This window comes from Niveispirillum sp. (assembly GCF_017996735.1).
In the GTDB taxonomy this organism is placed as follows: domain Bacteria; phylum Pseudomonadota; class Alphaproteobacteria; order Azospirillales; family Azospirillaceae; genus Niveispirillum.
On the sequence record NZ_JAGOGJ010000096.1, the window covers coordinates 1 to 24,926 of the forward strand.

Sequence of the window (24,926 nt, forward strand, 5' to 3'; positions counted from 1 at the left end):
TCCACCGGTCGGCCATACGCTCCACCCGCCGGCGGGTCACATTGTCCGCCCCGGTCCGTTCCGTCACCAGATACAGGGCGTCGCCCCCAGGCTCCGGCAACGAAGCGATGGACAGGACCTTGCCATCCTGCATCTGATGACGGTGCCAGGCTTGTACCTGATCGCGCGGGGAATGGGTCAGACTGGCCAAGGTCCCGTCTGCCAGCAGGCACCACAACAGGCGATTGGGCAGGCGGCACCAGGCTAACTGCTGCACGCCGGGCGCCGTCACGTCCTGGGCCAACTGGGCAAGGTCGGGCGTGATCATGCCGTCGGCATCGGGATCATAGGTCAGGGTATGCACACCGGCACGGCCGCGCGAGACGAACACAACCGAACTATCGATACGGATCGGCTCCACCGGCGCCGATCCCTCCGTCGTCTGCGGCCGGATATTGGCATTGGCGGCCGTCAGGGCTTCTGACAGTTCCGACGCCCGGCATATATATTCACCGCCCGCCGTGCCCAGCCAGATATTGTCCCCCGGCATCATCCATTGGATCTGGCTCACCTCCTGATCGGCCGCGATCAGGTACAGGCCATTATCGTCCAGTACCTTGGCGTCGGTTTCGGTCGGGCTGCAGGTCTCATAATCCCCGGTGACCGATGCCCAGATGGACACCGGCTCGGCTGTCGTACCCGCCCACCATGTCCGCTGTTCGAACAGCGCGACACAGGACGGCCAGCCGCGTGCCCCGCCCCATGCCGGCGCCCGCCAATTGCTGATCATGCCCGTCACCACGTCCGCCGGTTCGGCCGCCAGCAACAGGTTGACCACGGTCACCGTGACATGCGGCAAGGCCGCTTGTGTCAGGTGGATTTCGGACCCGCCAACGATGGTGTAATGCAGCGTGGGTGTCAGGGTCAGGGTATTGACCGTGACACGCAGATTGTCGGCGCTGAGAACCGGTTGCCACGCGACCGGGATGGGGATCACCTCCCCATTGGCGCCATCGGCATCGACCACGATGGAAAAGCTGGCCTGCACCTCCCCGGCCAGTCCGGGCACGTCGGCGCCCGGTTCAACGATGGCTGTGATGCTGGTCGGGCTGGCCACGGCCGTGACTCGCCGCCAGTACCAGGACCCGTCAATCTGGAACCTGATGCACTGCCCCACCCAATCGGCGCTGGCCACCGCCGCCCCGAACGTCATGGTGACGCCCGACAATGTCACCGCCGGCATGCCGGGCCATGGGTCGCGGTAGGGGCCGTCCCGGAACACGATGGGTTCAAGCGTCCAATTGGTCTGCCCATAGCGCGACAGCCGGTGCGGCCGCACGTCCCGGCAGGCCAGATAGACGATGTCGGCGCTCTGCGCGGACCGGATCGCGGACAGGTGGGAAGCTTGATAGGGGCTGGCCACACGGATGGGGGCGGCCCCATCCATGACCAGGGCGCCGCGCTGGATGAACCGCAACCATCCCGCCGTCCATTCCAGGATATAGGCCTGATCGTCATTGAAGACGAACCGGCCCAGCATGGCGGGCTGATTGCCTTCCGTGGCCGCAATATCATGCGTGCCGGGCCGCCGGGTGACGGGACCCAGGGTCAGGGCAAGGCAATTCAGACTGTCGGTGGCGGCCGTGGGATAGCGTGCCAGATCCACACGGCCGCGCAGTTCCTTTGTCCAGATGCCGCCATTCAGGCTGGAATAGGCAACGGCGCGTTTCATCGGCGCACGTCCAGCCAATCCGGCATGTCGTCACGGTCGTAAAACTGCTGGTCATTGGCCTCCATCGCATCGCTGGCCCGCGTCTCAACCCGTAGGCGTTTGATATCGGCGGCCAGCGACTGGCCCAGCGTCGCGTTGTTGGTCAAGGCCATGGCCAGATCGGCGGCCATCTCCTTCGCCATCAACAGGCGCAATGCCGGGTCCATCTGGTGCGCCTCGATGTCGGCAACGAACCGCACACGCAACGGCCCGGGCAGATCGGTCAGCACCCGGCCGCCCTCAACTGTCCATGGCCCCCGCTTCTGTCCATCCACCTCCCACAGCCGCAGACACCCCGTCGGCAGGGAAAAGGCATTGGCAAAGCCCCAAGCCGGCTTTTCGACCAACGCCGGCAGCAGGGCGCGGCGCATGGCGCAATTCCAGGGGTAGGACCGCAGCACCGCCGGCCGCGAGACGGCCCATTGCACCCGCACGCGCCGGGCCGTCTCGCTGTCATCATCCGGCCCCGACAATAGCGGCTGAGCCAGGCACAACAGCGCCTGGTTCCACACCGCTACTGTGACGTCATTAATCATGGCGAATGCCGTTCGCCAGCGCCTGTCAGGCCCGCGCCGTGAACAGCGTGACCTTGATCAGTCGGTTCGCCGTCAGTTGCGCCCCACCCACGGTCAGGAACAGCGGAATGGGGTCCTGGGTCGTGTTGCGGTAATGCATGCCGGCGATAGCACGCGCCCGCGCGGTGCCAGCGGCATTGGTGGCGACCGCCGCCATGAACCGCGTGGCGGAACCGGCATCGCCAAAGGACAGGGTGGTGCTGATCCCCAGCGCCTCGAAATCGATTTCCGCCCCCAGATAGGTGGAAAGCGGTTCCAACCGCCCCATGAAAATACGGTCGGCAATCGCCTCACCGGTGGTGGTATAGCTGTCCACATGGACTTTCACCTTGGCATCCCAAAGTCCATGCTGGATCAGCGCGGCCTTGGTCCCCGCCAGGGTGGTGTTGACGCCTTTGAAGTCGGGCATGATCAGGTTCCTTCTGCGGTATGATGGTCGGCGGGAACGCGCTTACGGGCCGCGTTCCTTCACCAGCACCTGGAGCACGCCCAGTTCCTCCAGACGACACGCACCGATACGCATCTCGGCATAGATCTGGGTCGCAAAGGACTTGTCGGCCCGCAGGTCGATCCTGGTCATGACGTCCTTGGGCTTGCAAATAGCCAGCGACGATTTCGTATAGACCAGGTTCTGTCGGGTCGTGGTGGTCTTGGGCAACTTGGCCGCCGGCACCACGATCCAGTTGAAACCCATATAGGTGCCGTCAAACTTGCCATTCTGGATGGCGCCGATGGTCACGTAATCGGCGTTGGTCGCCTTGTCCTCGTTCAGCAGGTTGGTAATCTGCTGTTCGGTGCAGACCCAGTAGCGGGGGTCTTCTTCGGGAACCTGCGCTTCGGACAGCATTTCACGGGCAAGGTTGATCTTGCTGAAGGTCAGTCCGGTGGCACCGGCACCTTCGTCCACCGGAATGATCTGCCCAGCCGGGAAGGGCACGCTGCCATCGGTGGACTTCTCACCCGCCGGCACGGTTGCCCACGCCGCTTCGATGATCACGTCATCCTTGGTGCGCTGCATGCCCATATGGCCGGCCTGGGCAAGCTCGCTGGTCGGGTCATGGATCAGCTTCAGCTTGTCATCATCATCGATCAGGTCGCCCCAGTGCCAGGTGTCCGACATGATCCAGCGCCGGCCGAAGGCGGTGGGCATAATCGGCGTATCCGGGTAACGGGTTGTCTTCTTCATCGGTTTGGCCGTGCCGACCCGGTCGACCGCTGTTTCCTTACCCCGCTGGTCCACCACACGTACCGTGGCTTCCAGCTTTGATTTTTTCTGCTGAAGGGCATGCTCCATGCCCTCCTGATAGGCGACCTTCTGGGCCGTGGTGACTTCATAGGCCATGATGTGGTTCCTTCAAGATGGCGGCGGGTTAACTGGCCGGATAGGCCATTTCGTAAAGCCGCTGCCGCTCGGCAACGACATTGGCGTGGTTCGGGTGGTCCGCGCTGTACAGCGCCTCCAGCCATTTCGCGTCTGCGTTCCTGGTAGCCAGTTCGGCTTTGGCGGCATCCGGTGTCCGCGCGCCGAACCCGCCACCACCCCCGCCGCCCTTCATCCGGCTTTCGCCAATGTCGCGGCCGATGGCGGCAAACATCTTGATGATTTCAACGTCGCCGACCTTCTCCGACAGGGCGTCGATACCGGCTTGGGCCGCGTCACCGGTGACATAGGTCGCATAGGCCCGCTTGGCACGTTCCAGCGCTGCCGGTGTGTCACCGCCGAATGCCTGTCGTAGACCCTCCGTCACCTTGGCCTGGTGCGCTTCCTGCCGCTTGGGCAGATCGGCGGTAAACGCCGCGATCTGGTCGTTCGTGTCCTTCGCCAGCCAATCGATAATGCCTTTCGCCTGGGCCGCCGACAGGCCAAGGGCATGCGCCGCATCCCCAAAGCGCCCCATCCGCTCCCCATCCCATTCGGCATCGGGCATATCCACCGGCTTGGCCAGGCCGTAATCCTGCGCCGTCGCGGGGCGGCCCAACGCGGTGAAGAATGCCGCCCGTTCTTCATCCGTGGCGCCTTCCCCCGGAATGGCCACACGCCCGGCGCTGTCCTTCTCAAGGGCCGAGTAGGCGGACAGAAGATCGACAGGGCTTTTCCAGCCCTTCGCCGTCAAGGTAGGGGCGAACTCCGCATGACGGTCGCCAAGCGTGCCGGCCCAGTCAAAATCGGGGGGCGGGGCGCTGTCGCCGCCGCCGCCCCCCTGGCCGCCACCATCCCCGCCCGAAGCGGCGGCGGCCATAGCATCGCCTGCGCCACCACCTTCGGCGTTGCGGGCGAACTCGATCCAGAAACCGGGAACCTTATGCATGCTGGGTCACTCCTCGGGCGGGGGCTTGGGAATGGCGCGCGGGTCCAGGTCCAGCATGGATGCGATATGCAGCCAGACGCGGCGCGCACCTTCGAAATGGGCGGACAGGTCGGGGGAACCGGCAACGAAGGTGCTTTCGCCGGCCATGGTGAAGGCGGCAAGATCGGCCAGCACCAATTCGGCATCCTCTCCCCGGAACAGGCGGCGATAGGCCGCCTGGATACGGGCGGACCGGCGCGCACCCCATTGCGCGACAAGCCAGCCGACAGGGTTCATGCTCATACGCCCTCCCCTGCGGCCTGGGCCGCCTGTCCAAGGTCACGCAGGGTTGCGGCCCCCTGCTGCATTTCGGCCGCCTGCTGGGCCGCCGCCTGGGCTTCCGCCCGTTGCTGGCGCAACGCGGCCACCTGGCGCGGGTCGCGGATCAGGGTGCCGGGCACGTGATAGGCACCGGCCAGCTCGCGCATCACCGCGTCCTCGTCGATCACGTCCAGGGCCTCGGGCTTGGCCTGGGCAAGCGGCAAGGCGCCTTCCAGGAAGCGCAGGATGGTGGCCGCCGTGGCGATCTTCTGCGCCCGTGCCAGCGGTGACACATAGGTGACCTTCAGCCCCGGCGCCGCCAGCAAGGCAGGGGGCGGCGGTGGCAGGGCGCGCGCGCGCAACAGGATCAGGAAGGCGCGGGATACAACGGGGTCCAGGAACTCCGCGTTCATGCGGCCAAGGTGCGGCCCCATCAGGCGCAATTGTTCTTCCTGGCGTGCAAGGACCTCGGTCGCCGTGGCCCGGTCACCCGCCTGCAACACCAGCAACTGCCAATAGAAGGCTTCCTTGATGGCCGCGCGGCGCTGTTCTTCCATTTCCAGGCCAAGGCCGATGGCCCCGCCCGATTGCATGGGCTTGACCAGCTCGCGGCCCGACCATGGGTCGATGGCGCCGGCGATCACCTGGCCGGGGCGGAACTGGATACCGCGCATGGCCAGTTCGTCTGTCGTGGCCAGCGGCGGGCGCACGGCCGCCTGTGCCCCCTCCAACGTCGTCTTGGCCATGACATTGACCGTCTTGGCGTCGGCGCGGGCCAATGCGGCGGGACCATCGCCATAGACCTCGCCCGCCTGACACCACCAGCGCGTGACGTGGTAGGGCATCTCCTGATACCCGCCTTCTTCGACCAGATGGTCATGCTCAAGATCGACATACAGCGACTGGAACGCCATCGCATTGCTGCCCCGGCGGGTCGGGTCAAACAGGTCGTTCGGTTCCACCGCATGCAGGAACTGCCATTTACGGTCCGGTTCCTTTTCCAGCGCCTTGCGCATGGTCGGGTGCAGCGCTTCCGCGCCGAATTCCCCCGCCGCCTGTCGTGTGGTCATCGTGAAGGTGCGATACAGCGTATCGACCTGCCGGCGCTGGTTCTGCGCGATGTAGCATTCGGACAGGGGGATGGTGGCATGCCACAGCCGGCCAGCCGTGGCATCCTCATCCGAATACATGATGGCCGTGCCGATGCTGGCCAGATCCAGGAAGTACGTCATGGCCTCGGCGTAGAAATTGCCGCCGCCGGCCGCAAACGCGCGCAACAGGCGCTGTGTGACCGTCCGGCACCAGGCGCCGACCTCTGCATCGGCGTTCAGTTCCTCCACCTCGGCTTGGATGGCGAACCATTCCGTGGCGCTGTTGGTGCCCATGCCCCACAGCCCGGCGGCAAGGTTGGTGGCACCATGCCCGGCCGTCATGTCGTAAATTTCGCCCGACGCCCGCCCGGACCGGTCCCCGCGCACGCCGCCGCCGAACAATTCATCGGCCAGCGGGCGGGTCAGGCGCATCAACTCCCGCCAGTGCCCCTCACGCGGTGCCCGCGCCGTCTTCAGCTCACCGAGGCGACGTTTCGCCCCGGTGACGCGACTGTCAGCCACCGCCACCCAACAGCGTATTGACGGCGGACGGCATGGGGGGCACCCCCTGTCCGCCGGTCAGCATGGATGCCATGAAGCCCCGGCGGTTGGTCAGGCGCCGCCGCACTGCATCCCCCGCCGCCTGGGCCGTCGCGTCGGTGCGCGCGGGAACCTGCTGTTCAACCGGCGTCTGCCCGCTGTTACTGCTGCCGCCCCCGCCGCCGGGTGCCAGGATGCCACCCAACAGCTTGAAGGGCGACGACACCAGTTTCTTGATGATCTTACACATGGGCGCCTCCGGCGCCGGGCACATTGGCGCCCCCATGGTCGGACGCCCGCCATGCATACAGGTGGAACGTCTCCCTCCGCATGCCGAAATCCGGACACGTCGCCTCGCGCACGAAGCCCAGATGTTCCAGCCAATGGCCAGACAGCGGGTGCCCGTCGATACTGCGGGCCTCCATGCGGCGCATCCCTTCCGCCCGGCGTTCGGGGATGAAGATGGTTCGGATAAACTTCGTCACGGAAAAGGCGATATCCGCCCATTGGTCGGTGGCGAACATGCCGGCCGAAAACACGCCCGGCATCACGGGACACAGCCCCACCACCGCCACCGGCACGCCATCGGCGGTCGCCACGAACCCATGGGCGCACGCCTCCGCCATCTCGGCCGCCAGGCCAGCCGGGTCATATCCCCCCGGCTGGCACGCGCCAATCTCCCGCCGGTCGCAGGACCGGGCAAGCATGGCGACCTGATAAATCAGGCTTTCGGACAGCGGATGCAGGTCAAAAGCGGGCACCGGTACCTCAGAAACGACAAAAGCCGCCGGTGGGGACCGACGGCTTTTGCGGGTGGGGCGCTTGTCGCGCCAGCGTAGTAACCATGGGGGTGGTGAGTTGCAACTGTCAAGGGGGATTATGCGGCAGACTTAGCCCTCAATCATAATCCAATCCATCATACCAATCCGGCGGGGGTTCCCCATGACAATGGACGCACCGGTAGCCTTCATACCGCTCGTACAGGTAGTCGTGATCCTCACAGCAGCTTTCGCAAACGCCCGGCCCGTCCTGCGGCTCGATTATCGTGCTGCCACCGCATTTGCCACATTTAAAGGTCGGGGGGATCATGCCGCCGCCGGCGCCGTCGCTACCGCTCCCAAGTGAAAATGCGCCACCAGCACCCCTAAAGCCGCCACCAGATGGGCCGCCGCGTCCTGCGGGCGCTGGTGGGTCCAGCCCGCAAATTCTTTCACGCTCTCGCCCCGGCCCAGCACATACCAGGCCACCCGCCCCGCCGGCTGCTCTGACCCGCCAAGCGCCCTCATGGACGCATCGATGCGGCCGCGCGGATCTCCACCGGCATGGGCGGCCCCGTGCGACGGGCGAACGCCATTCGCCATGCACGCTTCCAACCGGTCATAGCGCATGATCCCGGCAGACCCGTGCGCCGCATCCCATTGCGCCTGAAACCGCCGCCCCGCCTCCACCATCTCCGCCGTGATGCTGCCCCGCCCATGCATGGCGGACAGAGTGTCGGCAACCTTCCTGCTGGTCGTCTTGACCTTCATGATCCACCTCAGAAATCGTTCAAGGGGTTGTAGTCACCGGCTTGTGTGCGGCTTGGTCGCCTCCCCTGCTGGGGGGGGTGATCGTCATCGTCACGCCGGAGGTCGGTGCCGTTCCTTTTGCTCACCAGCTCGTAACCGCCATCGCCCAACACGACGTACTGCAGGGCGTCATGGGGGTTCGAAAACTTGTTTTTATTGACGGTAGGCTCGTAACTATCGCCGTCGCTGGCCCGGCGCTTGCGGTAGTGATATCCGCTGTTGAAGCCACGCCGCAGCATGGGGCAATGAACGGGGTCAATCAGCATGTTGCGCCGATGGGGATCGTCCATGGCCACCGTGCCCAGTTCCTGGCGCACTGCTTCCTGGCGCACGCCGGGCGCGTTGCTGGGGGCGCCCACCACCGTCAGGCGGCATTCCCGCGCCACCAGGGCCGCCCAATGTTGCGCCTCCCCACCCTCTTCCGACGCGGCAGACCGTGCCAGCCCGGCGGGATCGACAAATGCCTTTTCGACTTTGATACCCCGGAAGCGTTCGCTGGCCAGCAGGCGGTTCAGCGCGGCAGCAAAGGTCTTATAGCCGACATTCTCCATGACCAGTTCGGCCAGCACCAGGCGCTGACCGGTCTGCGGAAGACGCTGGGTGATGATGGCAGACGGGAAAAGGCCCTGGTCCAAGCCGATATAAATGGGGATGTAGCGGCGGGGGGCGATGACCTCCGACGCGACATGGATCTGGTCATGATATTCATGCTCATAGACCGGCTTGCCGGCGCGGGAATAACCAGGAAGATTATCGATGAAGCGCCGCACCCACCAATCCGGACGGTTGCGCGGCTCGTAATAACCTGGCGGCAGGTTGGGGACATTCTCTGCCTCCGGCGTGCGACCACCTGGCTGGATATGGACGCTGTATCCTGGCAAGCGCGTTGCGGGATCGTAGATGTCTTCGTAGGCCCAATGATCGACATCCGGCGCGTTCATGTCGAACCAAAGCCCATACCAAGAGCATCCACCATGCAGGGCGTCTGGATAGCGACCGCATCGGCCGGACAGATGCGTGATGACCTCGCGGGCGCATCGATCTGCCTCGTTCACATAGGCGGCGGTCGGTTCAAAGCCTCGGCAGAAATCCTCAACGTCATTATCGCCGATGGCGGCAAAGATCACTTCCATGTCGATGATACCCACGCCCGGCACCTGCAAGCGCAGATGGTGCGTGGTCTGGCCATTCTGGCCACCATCCTGATACCGGCCCATATCCTTGGGAACCCGCTTGTGCCAGGACTTCAAGGTACTGCGCGCCATCTGGCGGTAGGTGTCACGGATGACGACGAAGCGGGTATACCGCACGCCATCAACCGGGCTGGGCCGCTGCTCACACGCGATATAGAAAAACTTCATCAAGGCGGTGGTGGTTTTGGCCGACCCATTCGGCCCGATGATCCCGTGAATGAAACTGCGGTCGGTCAGGAACCGCGCGCTTACCTTCCCCGGCGCCTCGTAACGAACCTCGAACCCCATCCCTACCCCCTCCCCGCCCCTGCCTGGCCGGCTTCCCGACCATCACTTCCCGCACCCTGGCCCGCCTCTCCTGCCGGCCTGATCGGGCCAAATTCAAACCTTGTGAACCTGCTGAACCGATAGAGGGAGAACGGGCGGCCCATCGGCTGGGGGGTCCCCCCCCGTGTCGCGGTCGGGGGGTGGGTTGTGCGATGCATCGTGCGCGATCATATCGCGTCGCGCACCGACCGGCGGATTGGAAGTCTGTGCACCATCTGTCGTAAGCCATTGATGTTGCTCATCTTCTTTATCCCGCACCAACTGCGCCGTACCATCGACCTGCGCGGACAGCGGCGCAACCCCTTGATTTTGCTGCATTTCCGTCGCAAACAGGTCCAGCACCTCGGCCCCATCGGCTACCGGCCCGGCAGCGGCGGGAACGTAGGGCATGTGCAGGTGCAGTGTCGGCAAATTGCCCTCAGCCTTGATGGCCAGCGGCAGCTTCTGGTGAACGTAGGGCGCGACCACCTCCGCCGCACGAAGCTGTAGCTTCATCGCGTCGAGGGGATCGCACCGGAGCCGCATTGCCAGTTCCTCCACCGGCATCGAATAGATATCGGCCGCCGCCAACAGCGGGTCACGATGCGAAGCCAGGAAGTAGGCCCGCCATGCCTCTGTGCTGCGGTTCTTGGCGCCTGCCGGCCTCCCCCCGCCCCGTCGTGGCTTGCCCCATAGGTCGCGGCCCATCTGGCCCAGCAGATCGGCGGGAGTGTCCAGCGGCCCCGCACCCACGCCCTCGCCCCATAGGTTCGCCTGCTCCCCAGCCTCGGCCGGCGCGGACAGCGGTCCTGTCACCACGTCCGCCAGCGCGGCCGCGATGCCTGTCACCCGATCATCCCCCGAACCTGCCATATCACCCCCCTATTTAACCCTAACTGCCCCCCGACACCCGGTCAGGTCGCGGTTAGCCTGGAAACTTCAAAGGAAACAACGACTTGATACCTATCCTAACTTCCTAACCACCTAACCCATCATCCATCCATGCACGCGCATACACACATTTAAAGAGGGTGCCGGTTAGGCGGTTAGGCAGTTAGGAAGCCAATCAACCCATTGATATCATTGACACATACCCCTAACCTGCTTCCTAACCGCCCCCTAACCCGCCACCGAACGCCCCACCACGGACCGCGTTTTTCATGTCTGAAACCCATGGGTCTGGGCCATGGGGCTAAAAGCCGGGGCTGGGTCCGGGATCGTCAGGGTGGCTGCCCAGCCAGGGCTGGGCAGAAGCGGCCCCTGGTGGCGCCGGCCTGTTGGTGCCAGGGGTCGGGGCGGCGCCTGTCATGCCGGCACCACCAGGTGGTTGTTGCGATCCCCGATCGGCACGATCGGGGGGCAGACAGAGGTCAAGAGGCAGCAGCGTTGCCTTGCACGCCCCCCCAATCCAGACTGTTTTCTGCGCGCCCTTTTCGTTGCGCAGGATCTTGTGCGGCAATCGTCGCATGGACTGCACCCACACGCCTTCCGCGCCTGGCTTGTCGGCCCATTGGGTCCGGGCATAGATGGCGCTCAGCCCTTCATGGCTGTTGGCCACGGCCAGCCACCATTTGCATTCGTCCTGGATCAGCTTGATACCGTGCAACGTCAGCAGCTTGTTGGCCGCAATCTGTGCATCCGTGCTTTCGCCATCTCCGGCCAACCCTGCCGCCCGCAATATCCAATCGGCAATGGTCATCCGCCGCCGGTCATGCGTGGCCTCGATGGTCGTGGTCAAAAGCCGTTGCAGGCAGGCATCCTCATCCTTGATGCCGCCTTCCAGAACCTTTTCCGCCCTCAGCCCATCCCGCCATACCGCGAGCGTCTCACTGTCCGGCGGATAGTCGTGCAACAGCAGGTCGGCACAGGTCAGCAGCGTGCCATACACATCCTGGCCGCGTGCCACATGTCCCGCCTGGGCCATGGTCAGCCGATAGGTTTCCAGGGTCTGGGCAAATCGCGGCCATTGCTGCACAAGCCGCCGCAACAACGCGCTGCCCAGCTCGGCCGCCATCGCCTCTGTGATGGTCGGCGGCGGCTGGTCGGGTTTCAGCGGTTCCAGGTCGAAGATGGCGATGCGCGAGCGATCCTGCGTCATCAACGGCGGGATAAGGATCGATGAGAACAGGAAGCACGAGGATATCGTGAAGGTCACCGCCTGATGGTCGCTGCTGCCGCGCACCGACAGGCTGCCCGTCGCTGCATCACGTGCCAGCTTGACCAGCGCGGCCATACGCTTTTCGTCTTCGGGCTCGCCTTCATCGATGGCCACGGGCCGCGAACTGTGTTTCAGCACCTGGCGCACGCCGGCCGGACTGGCGTCCGACGATTGCAGCATGCCGTTCGGCCCCATGATCCATTTCAACAGGTTCTGCAGGCTGGATTTGCCGGTGCCGGCGCCACCGGTCACCCATGTCACTGGCCGCCAACCCAGGGCGGCGCCAAGCATTGCGGCCCCGATCCACCCCAACATTAAATGCGGATCGGTATCCGCCCGCCTGAAATTCCAGGTGCGCAACAGGTCCAGCAGCCGGCCCCCCGGTCCCTGCTGTCCCGGCTCCTGCGCCTCCTTGTGCGGGCGCATCGTGGCCGGCGCCGTGGGGTATACCAACCGCCCGACTAGCCCCGGCTCCATGAAAACCGCCTTGTCGCCGCCCTGCGCTGGCCGGCACAGCAGTGCATCGCCAAGATGCAGGATCAGTTCCCCATCCGGCCCCCGCCATGCGCCGCTACCGCGCACCACGTCGTTGGGTGACCAGACCCCGCGATAGGCGGCGGCCGTCATCAACGCCTCTGCCGCCAATTCGGGCTTCCAGCCGGTAACGATCATTTCCCCTGTCTGCTTATCCTCGGTTTTGCGCGGCCAATATTCATAAAGCAGGTCGCTCCGCTGGCCGAAAAGCGACTGGATGTTCAGGCGGCTATGATCCTTGGCCGCCAGTTCGGAAAGCTGGTTGCACTGGTCGAGATAGTAATAGACCCGGTTATTGAGGCCGAGCGGCCGCACCGGACTGGACACCGGCAAGGGATGTTTGGGCCGGGGCGGGCCGCCGTTGCCCCCATCATCCCCGTCACCCCCGTCATCCTGCGGCGGCGGCGGCCCTGGGTCCCTGGGTGCTGGCTGTCCGCCCGCCGGCTCCTGGCACAGCGCAAGCGCCTGGTCGCGCGCGGCGGCTTCGGCCTCGGCCTCGTCCAGCATCTGCCGGACCACGGACAGGTGAACAACCTTGCTTTCATCCGGGGGCGTCATGCTGGCACCCCCTGGCCTTCCTGCCGCCCGCGCATGTGCGCCCGTGCGATTTTCAGCACGTCATTCACGTCTTTCACCCCCTCGGGCGGCCTGGGCACCACCACGCGCTTTCCCTGCGCGTCGTATGCCGGCACCACTTTTTGGGTCAGCGCCGCATCGGCCGCACTGCCCTTTGCATCATTGTCGCGCCACACGCCCACGGTCCGGATGGCTTCCGGCCATTGGATCGATGCCATATTGTCGATCGAAACGCCGGCGACACAGCGTAGCTCCGGGATCTCGACTGCAAACGACAGGGCGTTTTCGATGCCCTCGGCGATATGCACCTCCGACGGAAACCGCATGTCCCGCCACGCCGGCAATCGGTTGATCTGTCCCGTCTCCCGGTCGATCTTGACCCCGCGCCACAGCCGGATCAGGCCATTGCGCCCGGCAAACAGGCCATAGCTCTTTTTGTTCTCGATCAGATCGGCCTTCACCCACTGGCCGTCGACATGGTCCAGCCAGGTGCGATGGACCGAAAGGAACGTGCCATCATCGGCCGTGATCGCCGCCACCATGGCCGGCAGCTTATGCAGCGGCCGCCCCTGCTCATCGGTGCCCAGCTCCTTGCATGGCAAAGCCGGGTGATACCGCACCCCGCGAAACCACCGCTCGGCAAAGGGCAGGCGCAACAGATCGATGCCGCGCCCCATCAGGTACGCATCGACCGGCGTGTCGATCACGCGTTCCTGGGCCGCCAGATAGATGGCCATGGCCCGCCTGCGGATTTGCTCAACCTTTGCCTCCTGCGCCGCGTCGCGCTCCGCCCGCGCCTCTTTGGCTGCCAGCGTCTTTCGGAACGCGTCGGGGTCGGTCCCGTCCAGGCCCAGCCAGGCCTTGGCCCACGCCACCGCCTGGCGCATATCGCCGCCAAACCAGTAATCGGCGGTAAAGCTGAGCGCGCTCCATCGCTTCTGCGCCGCAAAATCGATAATCAGGCCCTGGCACTTGCCGGCAATGCAGATGCGGAAGCTGCCGGCATGCCGGTCATCACGAAACGGCGACCGGCACACAAAATCCTGATACCGCACCTCTCCGGCCAATCCCCATACGGCCGGAAGCTCCGCCATCCGGTCGCGCAACAGGTCGGATATCTGCTGGGTGGTGGGTCCCTGGCTCATCGCCGCCACCACAGGCCCGGTGCATCCTCCGGCATATCCTCCGCTCGCACGACGGGAGGAGGAGGAGGCCGCCGTTGATGGCGAATGTCATTCGCCGCCTTGCGCCGCTGATGGCCCAGCGTCATGACGGCATCGGACAATCGCGCCTGTGCCTGCTTGCCGTCTGCATCTGTCGGCACCTGCCCGCCGCACGTCTCGCGCACGGCCGCGATGGCGTCCAGCACCGGCCCCAAATCCTGGGGCCAGGCGCAACCCGACACCACGGCAGTCCGCACCCGCGCCCATCCTTGCGGGCTGGGGTCAAGACACCAATTGCTGGCCGCCACCATCACCTCGATATCCGGCGGGAAATCCGTTTCCTCATAGCGTGGCATGTCCATCCCCCTCTGCCGGCATGGCGGTCTGGGCGGCATCCATGGCGCGATAGGCATCGATGGCCGCCGCGCTATAGGCATGTTCCATCTGGGCCAGATGCTCGGCGATCTGCCACGCCACGCTGTCCGGCGCCGTCTCGCGCAACGCCGCACCGGGCAGCTCCACGATGCTGCTGCATTCGGCAAACAGCCGCGTCACCCGCCGGAAATCCTCATGCCATCCGGGGGCCTGGGGGTTCAAACCCACGCCGCCAATCACCTGCCCCCGCCGGTTGAACGGCGCGGATAACAGGGTCAGATGGCCATCGATCTTGATGGCCCGTGAAATGGTCAGGATGGGGGACATGTCACCTCCCTTATCCGCGCGATCTGGTCGGCCAGAAGGTCAAGCTTGGCCGCCACATCGGTGATGGTGGCGCGCGGGGCCGGCTTCGCCGCCCCCGGCAACAAAACCTGTTCCAGCGCCGCGAAGCCAAAAATCAGGGCGGCGCGCATCAGATTGGTGGCGCTTGGCGCGGGGCCGTCGGCGGCAAGCCACCGCTCGGCCGTCTTGCCCGACGTGTCGAAATCCCGTGCGATCTCCTTGGCGCGGTGCCCCGGCGCATATTGCGCGCACAGGAATGCCCGCCATCGGCTGGCGATGTCGTCGGGCCGCGCGGCCGCAATGGCGGCGCGAATTTCGTGGGTGATGATCCCCATTTTATGTCCAACCCCCCGGCGCGAAAGTGACCGCGTCGGAAGGACGGAAACCGGTGGGCACCGGGGCAGATCGTCAAACGGCAATGCCGGGGCGGCGGTGGGGACCGCCGTCCCGGCCCTCTGGGGCGGGGCGAAAAAGGATCGGGCCGATGGGGACCAGCGTTTCATGCCATCCCCTCCCGCCGGTACAGCATCACCAGAACCTGGAATTCGCGGGACCGGCCCGGCCCCGGCTGATTGGCGGACAGGACAAGCGATGCCACGGCGTCCAGCACGTCCGTAAACGGCGGGTCCACCCGCCGCCGCCGCCCGGCAAAGCCCTGCGCCCGCCGCAACTCGTGCCAGACCTGGCCATGCGGCTTGCCCGACGCGATGATCAGGGCAAAGGCGAATGCCTGGGCCTCGGGCCAATCCATGCGCGCTTGTGGCGGGGAACAGGCCAAGATGGCTTTGACCTGCCCCCCGCCACGCGCCACCATCGTGGTACCCCTACCAACGATGGAGACTGGAATGTCGCAACACAACCTGGACACCCCGGAATGGGCCGGCATCGCCGCGCTGGCGTTGGCCACCACCCTGTTCGACCTGCTGTCGCCCAACCTGGGCCCTGCGGCGCCGTTCATGACCGTGGCTCGCGGTCTGTTGGAACAAATGCCGGCGGAGACCGCGCTGGACCGGCGTCGCAATCAGGCGGCACTGGATTTTCTCGACATGCTGTGGAAGCAGCGGCTGGGGCAAATCGGCCAAGCCTGATATCCGCCTCAAGCGCGTCATGCTCCGCCCACCATTGGGCGATTTCGGCCATGGTCAGCGGCCGTTGCCGGGCGATGGCGTGCCATCGCTCGATCAGCGCGCCACGCGCGTCCATCTCCGCCTTGGCGCGGGTGCGCTCCTCCGGGGAACATTCTATGGTGCGGCGCACCACGTCCCAGAGGCCGTCACGCAGCGGCACCACCATCCGCTGCCGCCGGTCCCATTCCCAATACGCAACGGTGCAGCGATGGAAGAACCGCCCCAATTGCACACGGATGCCGGGCTTGCTCATGCCGCCACCTCCCCCGCCGGGTCGGACGGGATGAAATCAGCGGGGGACATGACATCCCCCGCTGCATCCTCTACGGTGTTGTTGCTTGGACAATCACACGCAGAGGAATTTCTATGGATAGGCCCGTCGCTCCCATGACTTGGTTCAGCCGGCCGCAATGGCCTGACGTGAAGCGGCTGTTTGGAAATGAAATTCAGGCCACCCACGATGAATGGCTTAAAGCTGCCGAACAGCTGGAGACGGAGGTCAGCCGGCAAGGCATCCAGGTGGTGCGCGTACCGTTCGATCCCACGGACTTCGTCCGCTTCCGCGATGCCCATCCCGAGATCAAGGGCAATCAGAAACTCCGGCAGGCCTGGGTGGTCAACCGGTTCGCGGCGAACAATCCCGACGGTTAAGATCGGCCGAATTCTCATGCCGCTACCTCCCCCGCCGGGTCGGCGGGGATCAGATCGGCGGGGGTCAAGGGGATATTGTGCCGGCGGGCATAGGCCAGCAGCGGGGCGTGATGGCGGGATGGGATCAGGCCGCCGGTGCCTTTGCGGGATTTTGCCCGCTTCCAGGCAGAAACGGACCCTGCATCGAGCCCGCAAATCGTGGCCACAGCAACGGTGCCGCCAACCCTTCGGATGACGATTGAAGCTATGGGAAGGGGGGTGTCGATATCCATGCCTCTAGATTTGGGATTTTCCCAAAATCGTCAAGGTAAAAATTTCAATACGGCCGAGTGCTTTTTGGGAGCAACCCCGCATCATACCGATATGACTGATAAGAAGTTCATACAGCAGCGGCTGAAGGCTATCGGCTTGCGGCAAGAGGACATGGCCGAGATCATGCATCTCGATCGTTCGTCTGTGAGCGCCATTGTCAACAATAGACAGGCGTTGCGCTTGGCTCAGTTGGAGCCAGCCGCGAAGATGCTAAAACTGTCTGTCGCAGACCTATTGATTGGCCTTGGAATAGACCCAGGAATTCCGGCGATAGACAAAGACCTGCTGGCTGATTGCCTGGCGGCCGTCATGCAACGCCACGGCCTCGATCCGGCTGTGGCGGATCAAATGGCCGTCATGGCATCAACGCTTTACGCGCATGCAGCCTCAGATGCCCGCTTCCGGGCACCGGAGACCATGACCGCTACGGCCGGCATCCTGGCCGAATTCGCCGCCGCCCGGAAATAATTCGTCCAGCAGATCGGACAGACGGCCGCGACGCTCCCGCCGCCATTCGGGATAATCATCATTCACTGTCCTTTGGATTATCTTTTGGATTAGTGATCGTTCAACCTTTTCCTGCATATGATAGTATTCGGCCGGTCTGGCCGGGTGGAACCCGGTTTCGAGCGCGCGCTTGTCCCTTGGGCGTCCCCACGCCCTTGCTGCATCCAGGCTGGCAGGCCAGGAGGCAGACCCGGCTTGCCGGCTGCCTGCAACTATCCTATGGGATAGGTACCATGCTGTCACGTCCTAAACGTGTATGCGGTCTCACCTCTACGCCAGAATACGATAGTATGCGATGGAAATTTTTACGTCATAGGTAATTTACCTATAGACAGGTATGGGTAAATTACCTATAGTCACTCCATCAACAACGCGCTGCGGCGCAGACAATGGAGATTGCGATGAGCTACAAGGTCTACGCCAACGGCGCCATCAGCAAGGGCACCACAAATGTTCGCGCCCGGATCAGCCAGCAACCCAACGGCAAATTTCTGACCACCCGCATGATCGCCAGCTATGCGGGCATCGACACCGGGCTTGATCTGAATATCGACATCGAAACAGCCTATGGTCAGAAGGACCTGGATGCCGTGGTCGGCGCGCTCCTGGAAGGTGCTGACCTTCCCGCCGGCTGGACGATGGGCGCCCGCAAGGATGGCACGCCGCGCGTGATCCGGGCCTGAAATGCAAAGGGGGCGCCCCGAAGGACGCCCCGCATTTGGTGCAATCAGCCCCAGGCCGTAGCCTGGGGAGGCGTGTTAACGGGGGCCGTGGCCGCCGCAACAAACTAACCACCGATTTTATGATAATCGGTAGCAGCTTGTTACAACCCGCTGTAGCGGACCGCAACTGGTATGTGATCTCGCACGCAGCCCGTAAAGTATAAGCAAATGGAGAGACCATGTCCACCCTGACCGGCCCCGAAATTCAGGCCGCAAGGCAAGCCCTGGGCCTATCACAGTCCCAGGCGGCAAGCCTGTGGGGTGTCAATGTCGAGACCCTGCGCCAGATCGAACGGGAACGCTCCCGCCCCGAAACCACGCTGGGTCTGTTATCCACGGTGATCGCTTATCACCGCGCCTACGGCCCGCCGCCCGCCCCCTGACGTTCTTGCTTCGTTCTCATTCATGGCGCATGATCCGGGGCACCCAACCTGCCCCGGATCATGCGCCATGCCCATTCCGCCGCCCGCCATCCCGCTGGATAACCGCCCCCTGCTGCCGCTGACAGACAGGGACATGGCCGAACTGCGCTTCTGCGTCTCCTATGCCCTGGCCAATAACAAGCGGTTCTGGCCACGGGTAAAGCCGGACCGCCATCGCCTGGAACTGGACGATTGGGACGAACTGTCCAACCGTATCCTGTCCCACCTGCTGCGCTGCGGCTATCGCGCCATGCGCACAGGACCAGGCGAACGGCATGCATCGCCGCCGCTTGGCGAATGACGTTCGTCAGGGCTGGCTACATTTTTTCCAGTAATCCTCGGCACTTCGCAACCCACCACCCCCAACTGATTGGGTAAAAGAAGGCTGCCAGCCAAATGATATAAGCGATAATATCACCTGTCGGACTGGGGATGGTCTTCTGCCACTCCCAAGCAACCCACAAAACGCTAGCCCCGGCTAGACACGCTATTGTGCCCAAAGCTTTGGCCATTTTATCCAAATTCGTACTATTCATTTTCCCAACTTCCACCCAACAACCGCGCCAATGATTGCGATCACTAAATTCAACACCCCAAGCCACTGTCGGGCGGACTGATTTCTACCCAATGTCAAATGCCTCCCCCCGGATAACAGCAGCATCAACAGAAACTGCCCGGCAAAGAAGCCTGCAACAAAACCGAATACCGCAAACAGCCAGTGCATCACGCCTCCGCATGCTGGAGAATGCATCGTATGGGTTGGATCAGTGAGGTGATCCACCATTACAGGCTTGCATGCGGAGCAATTGACGTCACGAGGGACTGGCACAAACTCCCACTTGACGAATTTGGGATTTTCCCAAATTAATAGCGAACGGCATTCGCCGTCTGCCCAAGGGAGTTGCCCCATGTCCGCCCCAACCGATAGCCCGTTGCTGTCCCTGACCGTCCAGGGTCCGCCGGAGGAAGCCAGTGCCCTGCTGGCCGCCATCCGCGCCCACGCCGAAACGCTGGGGATCGAACCCCTGTCATCCCTGCTGCATGCCGCCCTGGATGACATCCGCCCGAACGGCCCCGTGCAGCTTTTTGCCGTGGCCCGTCCCGCCGGCACCCTGGGGGTGGGTCATGCCTGACCGCCCCGTCTACAGCCTCACGCCGCGACAATTGCAGGCGATGCAGGTGATCCAGGAACTGACCGACGCCAGCGGCGGCACCCCGCCCACCTATCTGCAAATCGCCGCCGAACTGGAATTGGCGTCCAAGTCTGGCGTCAACCGCCTGGTCAACGGCTTGCACGGCCGGGGCTATCTGTCCCGCCTGCCCAACCAGGGCCGATCCCTGACCATCCTGCGCCGCGTCCCCATGCCGGACTTCACCCCCTTCACCTGGGTTCCGGCCCCCGGCCTGCGCGGACAGGGGGAGGTGGCGCCTTGTCGATGACCTCCCCTTCTGACACCGCCCCATTCGCTGCCACCCTCTGGGACTGTGCCACTGTGGCGGCGCATCTCAAGATCAGCCGGCCCGAATTCTATCGCCGCCGACCGGAGATGGAGCGCCACGGCTTCCCCAAGCCTGTCCCCACAACCCGGTTCTATCAGCCCGTAGCCATCATCGCCTGGGAGATGGAGGCCAGCACGGGCCGCCGAATGGACGGCGTGGCCCTGCTGGAAGCCGCCGGCATGTCCAACGTCTCCACAACCCGCATCCTCGCCGCCCGCGCCGAACGGCTGCTGGCGGGCAACTGAGAAGGAACGCATCATGAAAGCCTTGACGCGTCTCGAAATCTACGGGGCCGCCGGCACCGGCAAGACCCACCTCGCCAATCGGTTGCGCGCGCTCGGGATAAAGTTGAAGGACGTCTCCCGTCCAGGTTCGGACTTCCGCGACGCGGAAGTCTATACGACCGAAACCAATCCCTACGTTATCAGCCGGCACCTCAGTGCTATGGGACATACTGCGGCGATGGGTGACAGGACGGTCACTGTCAACCTTCCCGGCGTCCATATCGGCCTCGACACGGCGCACAACGTCATTTCCCGGCCCGCACGGTCTGATGCGGAAATGGCCAAGGTGAAACAGTTGATCGAGGCGAAGCTGGATGAACTGGATGAATTGATGATCCAGTTCCGGGGCGGCGAACCCGCCGGCTCCGCTGTGATCTTCTGGGGCGACGGCGGGCGCGATACATGGTTCCGGGGCTGCCCCGCCTGCACCGCCATCCAACTGGAAGACCTGGCCGCCCATTTGCGCGCGACGCCCGTCGACGACGAACCCGCGCCGACGCCCGCCTGTCACTGACCCCGAAAGGACACCGCCCATGTCCAGCATCCTTCCCCCCACTGCCGGCGATACGCGCGGCACTTACTTGCGCCGCCTGCGTGAGGCTGCCGGCATGTCCGGCCGCGAACTGGACGCCGCCGCCAGGATCAGTATCGGCAGTGTCGCCCATGTCGAGGCCGGAAAGCGCACCAACATCGGTGATGCCATCTACACCGCCATCGCCGCCGCCCTGTCTGTCGATCCTTCCGCCGTCCTGGCCCTGCCTGTGGTGGCGCCGGCAGAGGCGGAACCCGCACGCGCGATCCTGCCCATGGGTGCGGCACTGCCCCGCCGGGCCGTGCGCCCCTCGCCGCTGAACCCGCGCAAGCGCTTCGACCCGGAACAACTGGCGGAGCTGGGGGAAAGCATCCGCACCGCCGGCATCATCGAACCCATTTTGGTGCGACCCATTGAGGCGGAGCCGGGCGCCTACTGGATCGTGGCTGGTGAACGCCGTTGGCGCGCGTTGGAAACCTTTCTGACGGGTGCCAATCTGGATAACTACATGGTGCCTGTCGTCATCCGTGAAGGCATGACGGATGAGGACCATTTGAAGCTGGCCATCATCGAAAACCTGCAACGGGTGGACGTAGCCCCGCTCGAAGAAGCGGCGGCCTTCGACCAGCTAGAATTCATGGGACTATCGAAAAAGGCCATCGCCAGCGCCATCGGCAAAGTCCCTGAATATGTCCAGCAACGTATCCGGCTGGTGAAGCGCCTGTGCCCAGAGGCGCAAGCGGCTCTTGCGGACAGGAAGATCAACTTCACCCAGGCGCTGCACATGACGTCGGTCGATCATGTCCGGCAACGCGACCTGTTGAAGAAGCTGGACCGCTACCCCACGGCAGAACGGATGCGCGATGCGATCTATGGCGACATGGTGCCCATCAGCCGCGCCATCTTCGACCTGGACGGCTTCGACGCCTGCCCCATCGTGGAAAACCCCGTTACCGGCCTGCGCTACTTCGCCAGCCGCGATGCATTCCACACGCGGCAGAAGGAAGCCGTCGAGGCGTTGAAGGCCAGGTATCTCGCCGAGGGCTGGTCCTGGGTTGATACCGGCTCCTTCATGCATTGTTCCGGGTATGAGGATCAGCGCAGCGATGACCGGACGCGGGCCGGCGTTTTTATCACCTACAGCACCTGGGATGGCGTGGTCGGACACATTCATGAAGGACTAGTGATCAAGGATCTCAGCACCCCCGACCATGAACGGGAGGCCATCGCGGAACGTAACCGGGTCAGGCAGGCAGCCCATGAAGAATTCATGCGCAAGCTGAGATCCAACCTCAAAGCCGATCATGAAATGCTGCTCCGCCTGCTGTTCGTGGACATGCTGGCGCAACGCTTTGAAGTGCAAGACCTGTTCAACCCTGTTCACGGCGGGCGGATGGATGCCAAGTGGGTGCAGCCTAATCCGCTCGCCGCCGATGGCGGGACACCGCTCATCCCACCCTTGGCCAAGCTAGTGGATGAGCATCTGTCCGTCGATGTCGGCCGGCAGCTTGTCGAGATGAAAAGCGGGGGCAGGCCGGATGACCGACAAGTATCCATCCTCGCAGCCCTGCATATGCACGCCGTCCAGATTGGCCCGGCTCTGATGGATATCTGGGCGCATGAAATGGTGCGCCGCCTTGACGTTTCCGCATACCGGTCCGCACCATCGGTGATTTTGTATCTGGCCCGCGTCTATCGGCTGGCCGTACCGCCCCATCTGCAACCGGCACAGACCGACATTGAAGACGCGGCGAACGCCGTTCGTGATGACGACGCAGCGGAAGCGGCGGAGTAACCCGCCATGGCCCGCCGCCCTCGCCACCATCTGCGCCATCTGCTGATCGGGCTGGGCCTTGCCTGCCCGTTCTTGGCGGCGGCCATCTGGCCGGGGGTATAGGGATGCAACGCGGCTTCGGTTTCAACGCCCCCGGCAATGACCGGCCGTCCCGCCCGGGGCGCTTGCCTATGAAGGAGGACGCGCCGGCGCCGCGCGACCCGGATCAACCATACCTGACGCTGTATTGCATCCTGGCCAGCGTCATGACCAGCCTGGGTCAACCGGATCTGAAAGCCTGGATTGCCCAGAACAAGCCGGCCTTCGATGCCCTGTCTGCCGGCTCTCCGGACAGGGCGCAAAGGCTGCGCGAGATCTACACGCTCCATGTCGCCAGCCTTGGGCCGCATGCCGTGGTGACGCCGGCGGAACCGCCTGCCTTCACCCTCCCCGCGACCGATCTGGTGGATGCCATCCTGTCGGATGGGGTGGGCGATGACGAATAGACCCGCCCCGGTCCAGATCGATGCCGCCGACCTGCGGCTGTTGCGCCTGGGCCGCTGGAAATGTGCGCCCACGGACCGGCGGTCTAAACGGCTGGCAAAGCTGCGCCTGTGCGAGAGCACGGCCAATGAGCTGGTGATCGATGACGCGACCGGCCAGCCGCGAACCATCGTGCATTGGCGCATTACGCCCAAGGGCGCGCTGCTGGTGCAATCCTCCCGCATTGCGCCCTGACGCTGCCTGTCTTACCCTGTCTGTCCACCTGCTGCCGCCCCAGCGAGGTTCCCATGCCGCCCAACCGCGTCCCCTGTTTCCGCGCCCGTCCCGCCGCCGGCCACCGCACCCGCTATAGCTGGGAGCCTACGGCCCAACTGGTCAGGGCTGGATGGCCCACCGTGCCTATCGGCATGTCGGACGTGATGACCGAGTATCAGGCGTGCGAGAAGGCCCGCGCCATCAACGCCATGGTCGATGACTGGCGGGCGGGCCGCCTGACGGAAATTCCTGATCTGCTCTTGGCCATGAAGGAGGTGAAGCGCGACCGCCGCCCGAAGGCCCTGCGGCTCGGGCGCCCGCCCGCCATCAAGGGTACGTGCGGCCACCTGATCGAATGCTATCTGGCCAGCCCCGAATTCACCCAGGACCTGGCGGACAATACCCGCCGCAGCTACCGGCCGGATATCGACCTCATCCGCGACTGGTGCGCCGACCTTTCCGTCAGTTCGATCACCCCGCGCGACTGCAAGGGTCTGTACAACACGCTGCGCACCCGCGCACCCACACGGGCCGCCAAGGTGGTGGTTATCGGCCGCCTGCTCTGGGCCTGGGGGGAGGGGGAGAACCTGACCACGGGCAACCCCTGGCGCAAGGTGGTGGCCAAACGCCCCCGCCGGCAGATCCCGGCGATCTGGACGCCGGCAACAGTCGCTCACTTCGTCGCGGTGGCGGACAGAATGGGGGAGCATGGGGTAGGCACGGCCGTCCTGCTGAATAGCTGGATGGGCCAACGCAAGGCCGATGTTCTCCTGTGGGACCGCCGCATGTACCGCAACGGCACACTGTCCGTGCGGCAGCAGAAGACAAGCGCCCTCGTTGACCTGCCCTTAGGCATCGTGCCGCTGCTGGTCGCGCGCTTGCGCGCCGATGATGCCCGCGCACAGTCGCGCGGGATCTACTCCACCTATCTGATTTACGATCCCGCGACGGGCAAACCCTACACGGACGCCAGCATGCGCGACGCGTTCAACTTGGTCCGCGCGGCCGCCGTCTCCGGCCTGCCGGCCACCGATGATCTGCCGGCACTGGCCGGCATGCCAGAAATCGCCGACCTGGATATGATGCGCCTGCGCCATACGGCGGTGACGCAACTGCTTGATGCCGGCTGTACGCTCCAACAGGTCCGCGCGATCTCGGGCCACTCCCTGGCCAGCATCACCCAGATCATGGAGCTTTACGGCGTAGTCACCCGCAAACAGGCCACCGACGCCTTCCGCATGCGCATGAATGCCGAAGGCATGGATGGGGATGGCGAAGGGTGATACGGTAAACCCAGGTCTAACCTACGGGGTCACCGCAAGGTGGCTGGCAACGCCCGGCTGAAAGGTCGGGCGTTTTGCTGTCTGGGTCCAGCCCGTCGGTTCCGCTTGTGTTCTTATGTCGGCACTGGCATTGGTAAACGATGGTATGACGCCGTTGGTAAATCCTGTTTTGTTCTCATGCCAACAAACGACGAAAAACCCTTTACAATCAAGGTGGTGCTCGCTACCGGACTCGAACCGGTACGCCCCGAAGGACAACAGATTTTAAGT

The 24,926-nt window shown here is 64.2% G+C and carries 33 protein-coding genes and 1 pseudogene; 15 read left to right on the top strand and 19 right to left on the bottom strand.

The window, feature by feature from the left end; genetic code table 11:
- The 18 genes and pseudogenes from KBA48_RS23415 to KBA48_RS23500 form a co-directional block, all read right to left on the bottom strand.
- Positions 1-1,711 (bottom strand): annotated as a pseudogene (locus tag KBA48_RS23415) (hypothetical protein); the annotation flags it as partial.
- Positions 1,708-2,286, bottom strand: a complete 579-nt coding sequence (locus tag KBA48_RS23420; RefSeq protein ID WP_292910931.1) for a hypothetical protein — start codon at positions 2,284-2,286, stop codon at positions 1,708-1,710. The pseudogene KBA48_RS23415 and the gene KBA48_RS23420, both read right to left, overlap by 4 nt.
- Positions 2,287-2,311: 25 nt before the next feature.
- Positions 2,312-2,734, bottom strand: coding sequence for a hypothetical protein (locus KBA48_RS23425; protein ID WP_292910933.1), 423 nt, complete (start codon positions 2,732-2,734; stop codon positions 2,312-2,314).
- 42 nt (positions 2,735-2,776) lie between these two features.
- The gene (locus KBA48_RS23430; RefSeq protein WP_292910935.1) at positions 2,777-3,667 is read right to left on the bottom strand and encodes a phage capsid protein; all 891 of its coding nucleotides are present in this window, start codon (positions 3,665-3,667) and stop codon (positions 2,777-2,779) included.
- Positions 3,668-3,695: 28 nt separating this feature from the next.
- Positions 3,696-4,634: a hypothetical protein gene (locus KBA48_RS23435; RefSeq protein ID WP_292910937.1), complete on the bottom strand. Its 939-nt coding sequence runs from the start codon at positions 4,632-4,634 to the stop codon at positions 3,696-3,698.
- Positions 4,635-4,640: 6 nt separating this feature from the next.
- Complete coding sequence (locus KBA48_RS23440) at positions 4,641-4,916, bottom strand: hypothetical protein (protein ID WP_292910939.1); 276 nt, start codon at positions 4,914-4,916, stop codon at positions 4,641-4,643.
- Positions 4,913-6,547, bottom strand: coding sequence for a portal protein (locus KBA48_RS23445; RefSeq protein WP_292910941.1), 1,635 nt, complete (start codon positions 6,545-6,547; stop codon positions 4,913-4,915). The genes KBA48_RS23440 and KBA48_RS23445 overlap by 4 nt, the downstream gene beginning before the upstream one ends.
- The gene (locus tag KBA48_RS23450; RefSeq protein ID WP_292910943.1) at positions 6,540-6,815 is read right to left on the bottom strand and encodes a hypothetical protein; all 276 of its coding nucleotides are present in this window, start codon (positions 6,813-6,815) and stop codon (positions 6,540-6,542) included. The genes KBA48_RS23445 and KBA48_RS23450 overlap by 8 nt, the downstream gene beginning before the upstream one ends.
- Positions 6,808-7,326 carry a hypothetical protein gene (locus KBA48_RS23455; RefSeq protein WP_292910945.1) on the bottom strand — a complete coding sequence of 173 codons (519 nt, stop codon included), beginning with the start codon at positions 7,324-7,326 and terminating at the stop codon, positions 6,808-6,810. The genes KBA48_RS23450 and KBA48_RS23455 overlap by 8 nt, the downstream gene beginning before the upstream one ends.
- A gap of 324 nt (positions 7,327-7,650) precedes the next feature.
- Positions 7,651-8,094: a hypothetical protein gene (locus tag KBA48_RS23460; protein ID WP_292910947.1), complete on the bottom strand. Its 444-nt coding sequence runs from the start codon at positions 8,092-8,094 to the stop codon at positions 7,651-7,653.
- Positions 8,095-8,102: 8 nt separating this feature from the next.
- Positions 8,103-9,614 carry a hypothetical protein gene (locus KBA48_RS23465; RefSeq protein WP_292910949.1) on the bottom strand — a complete coding sequence of 504 codons (1,512 nt, stop codon included), beginning with the start codon at positions 9,612-9,614 and terminating at the stop codon, positions 8,103-8,105.
- Positions 9,615-9,707: 93 nt separating this feature from the next.
- A complete protein-coding gene (locus KBA48_RS23470) occupies positions 9,708-10,481 on the bottom strand; it encodes a hypothetical protein (protein WP_292910951.1) in 774 nt (257 codons plus the stop codon).
- A gap of 343 nt (positions 10,482-10,824) precedes the next feature.
- Positions 10,825-12,882 carry a hypothetical protein gene (locus KBA48_RS23475; RefSeq protein WP_292910953.1) on the bottom strand — a complete coding sequence of 686 codons (2,058 nt, stop codon included), beginning with the start codon at positions 12,880-12,882 and terminating at the stop codon, positions 10,825-10,827.
- Positions 12,879-14,045, bottom strand: a complete 1,167-nt coding sequence (locus KBA48_RS23480; RefSeq protein ID WP_292910955.1) for a toprim domain-containing protein — start codon at positions 14,043-14,045, stop codon at positions 12,879-12,881. The genes KBA48_RS23475 and KBA48_RS23480 overlap by 4 nt, the downstream gene beginning before the upstream one ends.
- Complete coding sequence (locus KBA48_RS23485) at positions 14,042-14,419, bottom strand: hypothetical protein (protein ID WP_292910957.1); 378 nt, start codon at positions 14,417-14,419, stop codon at positions 14,042-14,044. The genes KBA48_RS23480 and KBA48_RS23485 overlap by 4 nt, the downstream gene beginning before the upstream one ends.
- Positions 14,406-14,765 carry a hypothetical protein gene (locus KBA48_RS23490; RefSeq protein WP_292910959.1) on the bottom strand — a complete coding sequence of 120 codons (360 nt, stop codon included), beginning with the start codon at positions 14,763-14,765 and terminating at the stop codon, positions 14,406-14,408. Before KBA48_RS23490 ends, KBA48_RS23485 begins: the two co-directional genes overlap by 14 nt.
- Positions 14,750-15,118, bottom strand: a complete 369-nt coding sequence (locus KBA48_RS23495) for a hypothetical protein (protein WP_292910961.1) — start codon at positions 15,116-15,118, stop codon at positions 14,750-14,752. The genes KBA48_RS23490 and KBA48_RS23495 overlap by 16 nt, the downstream gene beginning before the upstream one ends.
- Positions 15,119-15,282: 164 nt before the next feature.
- Positions 15,283-15,534 (bottom strand): hypothetical protein, encoded by a 252-nt coding sequence (locus tag KBA48_RS23500; RefSeq protein WP_292910963.1) that lies wholly within the window; start codon positions 15,532-15,534, stop codon positions 15,283-15,285.
- 94 nt (positions 15,535-15,628) lie between these two features.
- Here KBA48_RS23500 and KBA48_RS23505 point away from each other — a divergent pair, with 94 nt between their 5' ends.
- The 6 genes from KBA48_RS23505 to KBA48_RS23530 all read left to right on the top strand — a co-directional run bounded on the left by KBA48_RS23505 (position 15,629) and on the right by KBA48_RS23530 (position 18,825).
- Positions 15,629-15,871: a hypothetical protein gene (locus tag KBA48_RS23505; protein WP_292910965.1), complete on the top strand. Its 243-nt coding sequence runs from the start codon at positions 15,629-15,631 to the stop codon at positions 15,869-15,871.
- A 459-nt stretch (positions 15,872-16,330) separates the two neighbouring features.
- On the top strand, positions 16,331-16,561 hold the full coding sequence (locus KBA48_RS23510) for a hypothetical protein (RefSeq protein WP_292910967.1): 231 nt from the start codon (positions 16,331-16,333) through the stop codon (positions 16,559-16,561).
- Between the two features lie 135 nt (positions 16,562-16,696).
- The gene (locus KBA48_RS23515; RefSeq protein ID WP_292910969.1) at positions 16,697-17,341 is read left to right on the top strand and encodes a helix-turn-helix transcriptional regulator; all 645 of its coding nucleotides are present in this window, start codon (positions 16,697-16,699) and stop codon (positions 17,339-17,341) included.
- Between the two features lie 440 nt (positions 17,342-17,781).
- Positions 17,782-18,063, top strand: coding sequence for a hypothetical protein (locus KBA48_RS23520; protein ID WP_292910971.1), 282 nt, complete (start codon positions 17,782-17,784; stop codon positions 18,061-18,063).
- A gap of 218 nt (positions 18,064-18,281) precedes the next feature.
- Positions 18,282-18,485 (top strand): helix-turn-helix domain-containing protein, encoded by a 204-nt coding sequence (locus KBA48_RS23525; protein ID WP_292910973.1) that lies wholly within the window; start codon positions 18,282-18,284, stop codon positions 18,483-18,485.
- A 67-nt stretch (positions 18,486-18,552) separates the two neighbouring features.
- The gene (locus KBA48_RS23530) at positions 18,553-18,825 is read left to right on the top strand and encodes a hypothetical protein (protein WP_292910975.1); all 273 of its coding nucleotides are present in this window, start codon (positions 18,553-18,555) and stop codon (positions 18,823-18,825) included.
- Between the two features lie 231 nt (positions 18,826-19,056).
- On the opposite strand, the gene KBA48_RS23535 is transcribed toward KBA48_RS23530, so the two are convergent.
- Complete coding sequence (locus tag KBA48_RS23535; protein WP_292910977.1) at positions 19,057-19,248, bottom strand: hypothetical protein; 192 nt, start codon at positions 19,246-19,248, stop codon at positions 19,057-19,059.
- 184 nt (positions 19,249-19,432) lie between these two features.
- On the opposite strand from KBA48_RS23535, the gene KBA48_RS23540 reads away from it, so the two are divergent.
- The 9 genes from KBA48_RS23540 to KBA48_RS23580 all read left to right on the top strand — a co-directional run.
- A complete protein-coding gene (locus tag KBA48_RS23540) occupies positions 19,433-19,657 on the top strand; it encodes a hypothetical protein (RefSeq protein WP_292910979.1) in 225 nt (74 codons plus the stop codon).
- Positions 19,650-19,964, top strand: coding sequence for a hypothetical protein (locus KBA48_RS23545; protein ID WP_292910981.1), 315 nt, complete (start codon positions 19,650-19,652; stop codon positions 19,962-19,964). The genes KBA48_RS23540 and KBA48_RS23545 overlap by 8 nt, the downstream gene beginning before the upstream one ends.
- Complete coding sequence (locus tag KBA48_RS23550) at positions 19,955-20,269, top strand: hypothetical protein (protein WP_292910983.1); 315 nt, start codon at positions 19,955-19,957, stop codon at positions 20,267-20,269. Before KBA48_RS23545 ends, KBA48_RS23550 begins: the two co-directional genes overlap by 10 nt.
- A gap of 13 nt (positions 20,270-20,282) precedes the next feature.
- Entirely contained in the window at positions 20,283-20,822 is a 540-nt protein-coding gene (locus KBA48_RS23555) for a hypothetical protein (RefSeq protein ID WP_292910985.1), read from the top strand.
- Positions 20,823-20,841: 19 nt separating this feature from the next.
- On the top strand, positions 20,842-22,635 hold the full coding sequence (locus tag KBA48_RS23560) for a ParB/RepB/Spo0J family partition protein (protein WP_292910987.1): 1,794 nt from the start codon (positions 20,842-20,844) through the stop codon (positions 22,633-22,635).
- A 170-nt stretch (positions 22,636-22,805) separates the two neighbouring features.
- Positions 22,806-23,120, top strand: coding sequence for a hypothetical protein (locus KBA48_RS23565; protein WP_292910989.1), 315 nt, complete (start codon positions 22,806-22,808; stop codon positions 23,118-23,120).
- Positions 23,110-23,352 (top strand): hypothetical protein, encoded by a 243-nt coding sequence (locus tag KBA48_RS23570; RefSeq protein ID WP_292910991.1) that lies wholly within the window; start codon positions 23,110-23,112, stop codon positions 23,350-23,352. The genes KBA48_RS23565 and KBA48_RS23570 overlap by 11 nt, the downstream gene beginning before the upstream one ends.
- Positions 23,353-23,405: 53 nt before the next feature.
- Entirely contained in the window at positions 23,406-24,656 is a 1,251-nt protein-coding gene (locus tag KBA48_RS23575) for a hypothetical protein (RefSeq protein WP_292910993.1), read from the top strand.
- A 39-nt stretch (positions 24,657-24,695) separates the two neighbouring features.
- Positions 24,696-24,926 (top strand): hypothetical protein (locus KBA48_RS23580; protein WP_292910995.1); only part of this gene is annotated, 231 nt, incomplete at its 3' end.

Bases quoted from the DNA above. Each gene is read 5' to 3' on its own strand.
- KBA48_RS23540 (WP_292910979.1), top strand. From the start codon at position 19,433: ATGTCCGCCCCAACCGATAGCCCGTTGCTGTCCCTGACCGTCCAGGGT.
- KBA48_RS23565 (WP_292910989.1), top strand. From the start codon at position 22,806: ATGAAGGAGGACGCGCCGGCGCCGCGCGACCCGGATCAACCATACCTG.
- KBA48_RS23525 (WP_292910973.1), top strand. From the start codon at position 18,282: ATGTCCACCCTGACCGGCCCCGAAATTCAGGCCGCAAGGCAAGCCCTG.
- KBA48_RS23440 (WP_292910939.1), bottom strand. From the start codon at position 4,916: ATGAGCATGAACCCTGTCGGCTGGCTTGTCGCGCAATGGGGTGCGCGC.
- KBA48_RS23485 (WP_292910957.1), bottom strand. From the start codon at position 14,419: ATGCCACGCTATGAGGAAACGGATTTCCCGCCGGATATCGAGGTGATG.
- KBA48_RS23505 (WP_292910965.1), top strand. From the start codon at position 15,629: ATGTCGCAACACAACCTGGACACCCCGGAATGGGCCGGCATCGCCGCG.
- KBA48_RS23435 (WP_292910937.1), bottom strand. From the start codon at position 4,634: ATGCATAAGGTTCCCGGTTTCTGGATCGAGTTCGCCCGCAACGCCGAA.
- KBA48_RS23530 (WP_292910975.1), top strand. From the start codon at position 18,553: ATGCCCATTCCGCCGCCCGCCATCCCGCTGGATAACCGCCCCCTGCTG.
- KBA48_RS23570 (WP_292910991.1), top strand. From the start codon at position 23,110: ATGACGAATAGACCCGCCCCGGTCCAGATCGATGCCGCCGACCTGCGG.
- KBA48_RS23555 (WP_292910985.1), top strand. From the start codon at position 20,283: ATGAAAGCCTTGACGCGTCTCGAAATCTACGGGGCCGCCGGCACCGGC.
- KBA48_RS23575 (WP_292910993.1), top strand. From the start codon at position 23,406: ATGCCGCCCAACCGCGTCCCCTGTTTCCGCGCCCGTCCCGCCGCCGGC.
- KBA48_RS23495 (WP_292910961.1), bottom strand. From the start codon at position 15,118: ATGGGGATCATCACCCACGAAATTCGCGCCGCCATTGCGGCCGCGCGG.
- KBA48_RS23490 (WP_292910959.1), bottom strand. From the start codon at position 14,765: ATGTCCCCCATCCTGACCATTTCACGGGCCATCAAGATCGATGGCCAT.
- KBA48_RS23520 (WP_292910971.1), top strand. From the start codon at position 17,782: ATGAGCTACAAGGTCTACGCCAACGGCGCCATCAGCAAGGGCACCACA.
- KBA48_RS23560 (WP_292910987.1), top strand. From the start codon at position 20,842: ATGTCCAGCATCCTTCCCCCCACTGCCGGCGATACGCGCGGCACTTAC.
- KBA48_RS23450 (WP_292910943.1), bottom strand. From the start codon at position 6,815: ATGTGTAAGATCATCAAGAAACTGGTGTCGTCGCCCTTCAAGCTGTTG.
- KBA48_RS23465 (WP_292910949.1), bottom strand. From the start codon at position 9,614: ATGGGGTTCGAGGTTCGTTACGAGGCGCCGGGGAAGGTAAGCGCGCGG.
- KBA48_RS23460 (WP_292910947.1), bottom strand. From the start codon at position 8,094: ATGAAGGTCAAGACGACCAGCAGGAAGGTTGCCGACACTCTGTCCGCC.
- KBA48_RS23420 (WP_292910931.1), bottom strand. From the start codon at position 2,286: ATGATTAATGACGTCACAGTAGCGGTGTGGAACCAGGCGCTGTTGTGC.
- KBA48_RS23500 (WP_292910963.1), bottom strand. From the start codon at position 15,534: ATGGATTGGCCCGAGGCCCAGGCATTCGCCTTTGCCCTGATCATCGCG.
- KBA48_RS23430 (WP_292910935.1), bottom strand. From the start codon at position 3,667: ATGGCCTATGAAGTCACCACGGCCCAGAAGGTCGCCTATCAGGAGGGC.
- KBA48_RS23545 (WP_292910981.1), top strand. From the start codon at position 19,650: ATGCCTGACCGCCCCGTCTACAGCCTCACGCCGCGACAATTGCAGGCG.
- KBA48_RS23475 (WP_292910953.1), bottom strand. From the start codon at position 12,882: ATGACGCCCCCGGATGAAAGCAAGGTTGTTCACCTGTCCGTGGTCCGG.
- KBA48_RS23425 (WP_292910933.1), bottom strand. From the start codon at position 2,734: ATGCCCGACTTCAAAGGCGTCAACACCACCCTGGCGGGGACCAAGGCC.
- KBA48_RS23480 (WP_292910955.1), bottom strand. From the start codon at position 14,045: ATGAGCCAGGGACCCACCACCCAGCAGATATCCGACCTGTTGCGCGAC.
- KBA48_RS23535 (WP_292910977.1), bottom strand. From the start codon at position 19,248: ATGCACTGGCTGTTTGCGGTATTCGGTTTTGTTGCAGGCTTCTTTGCC.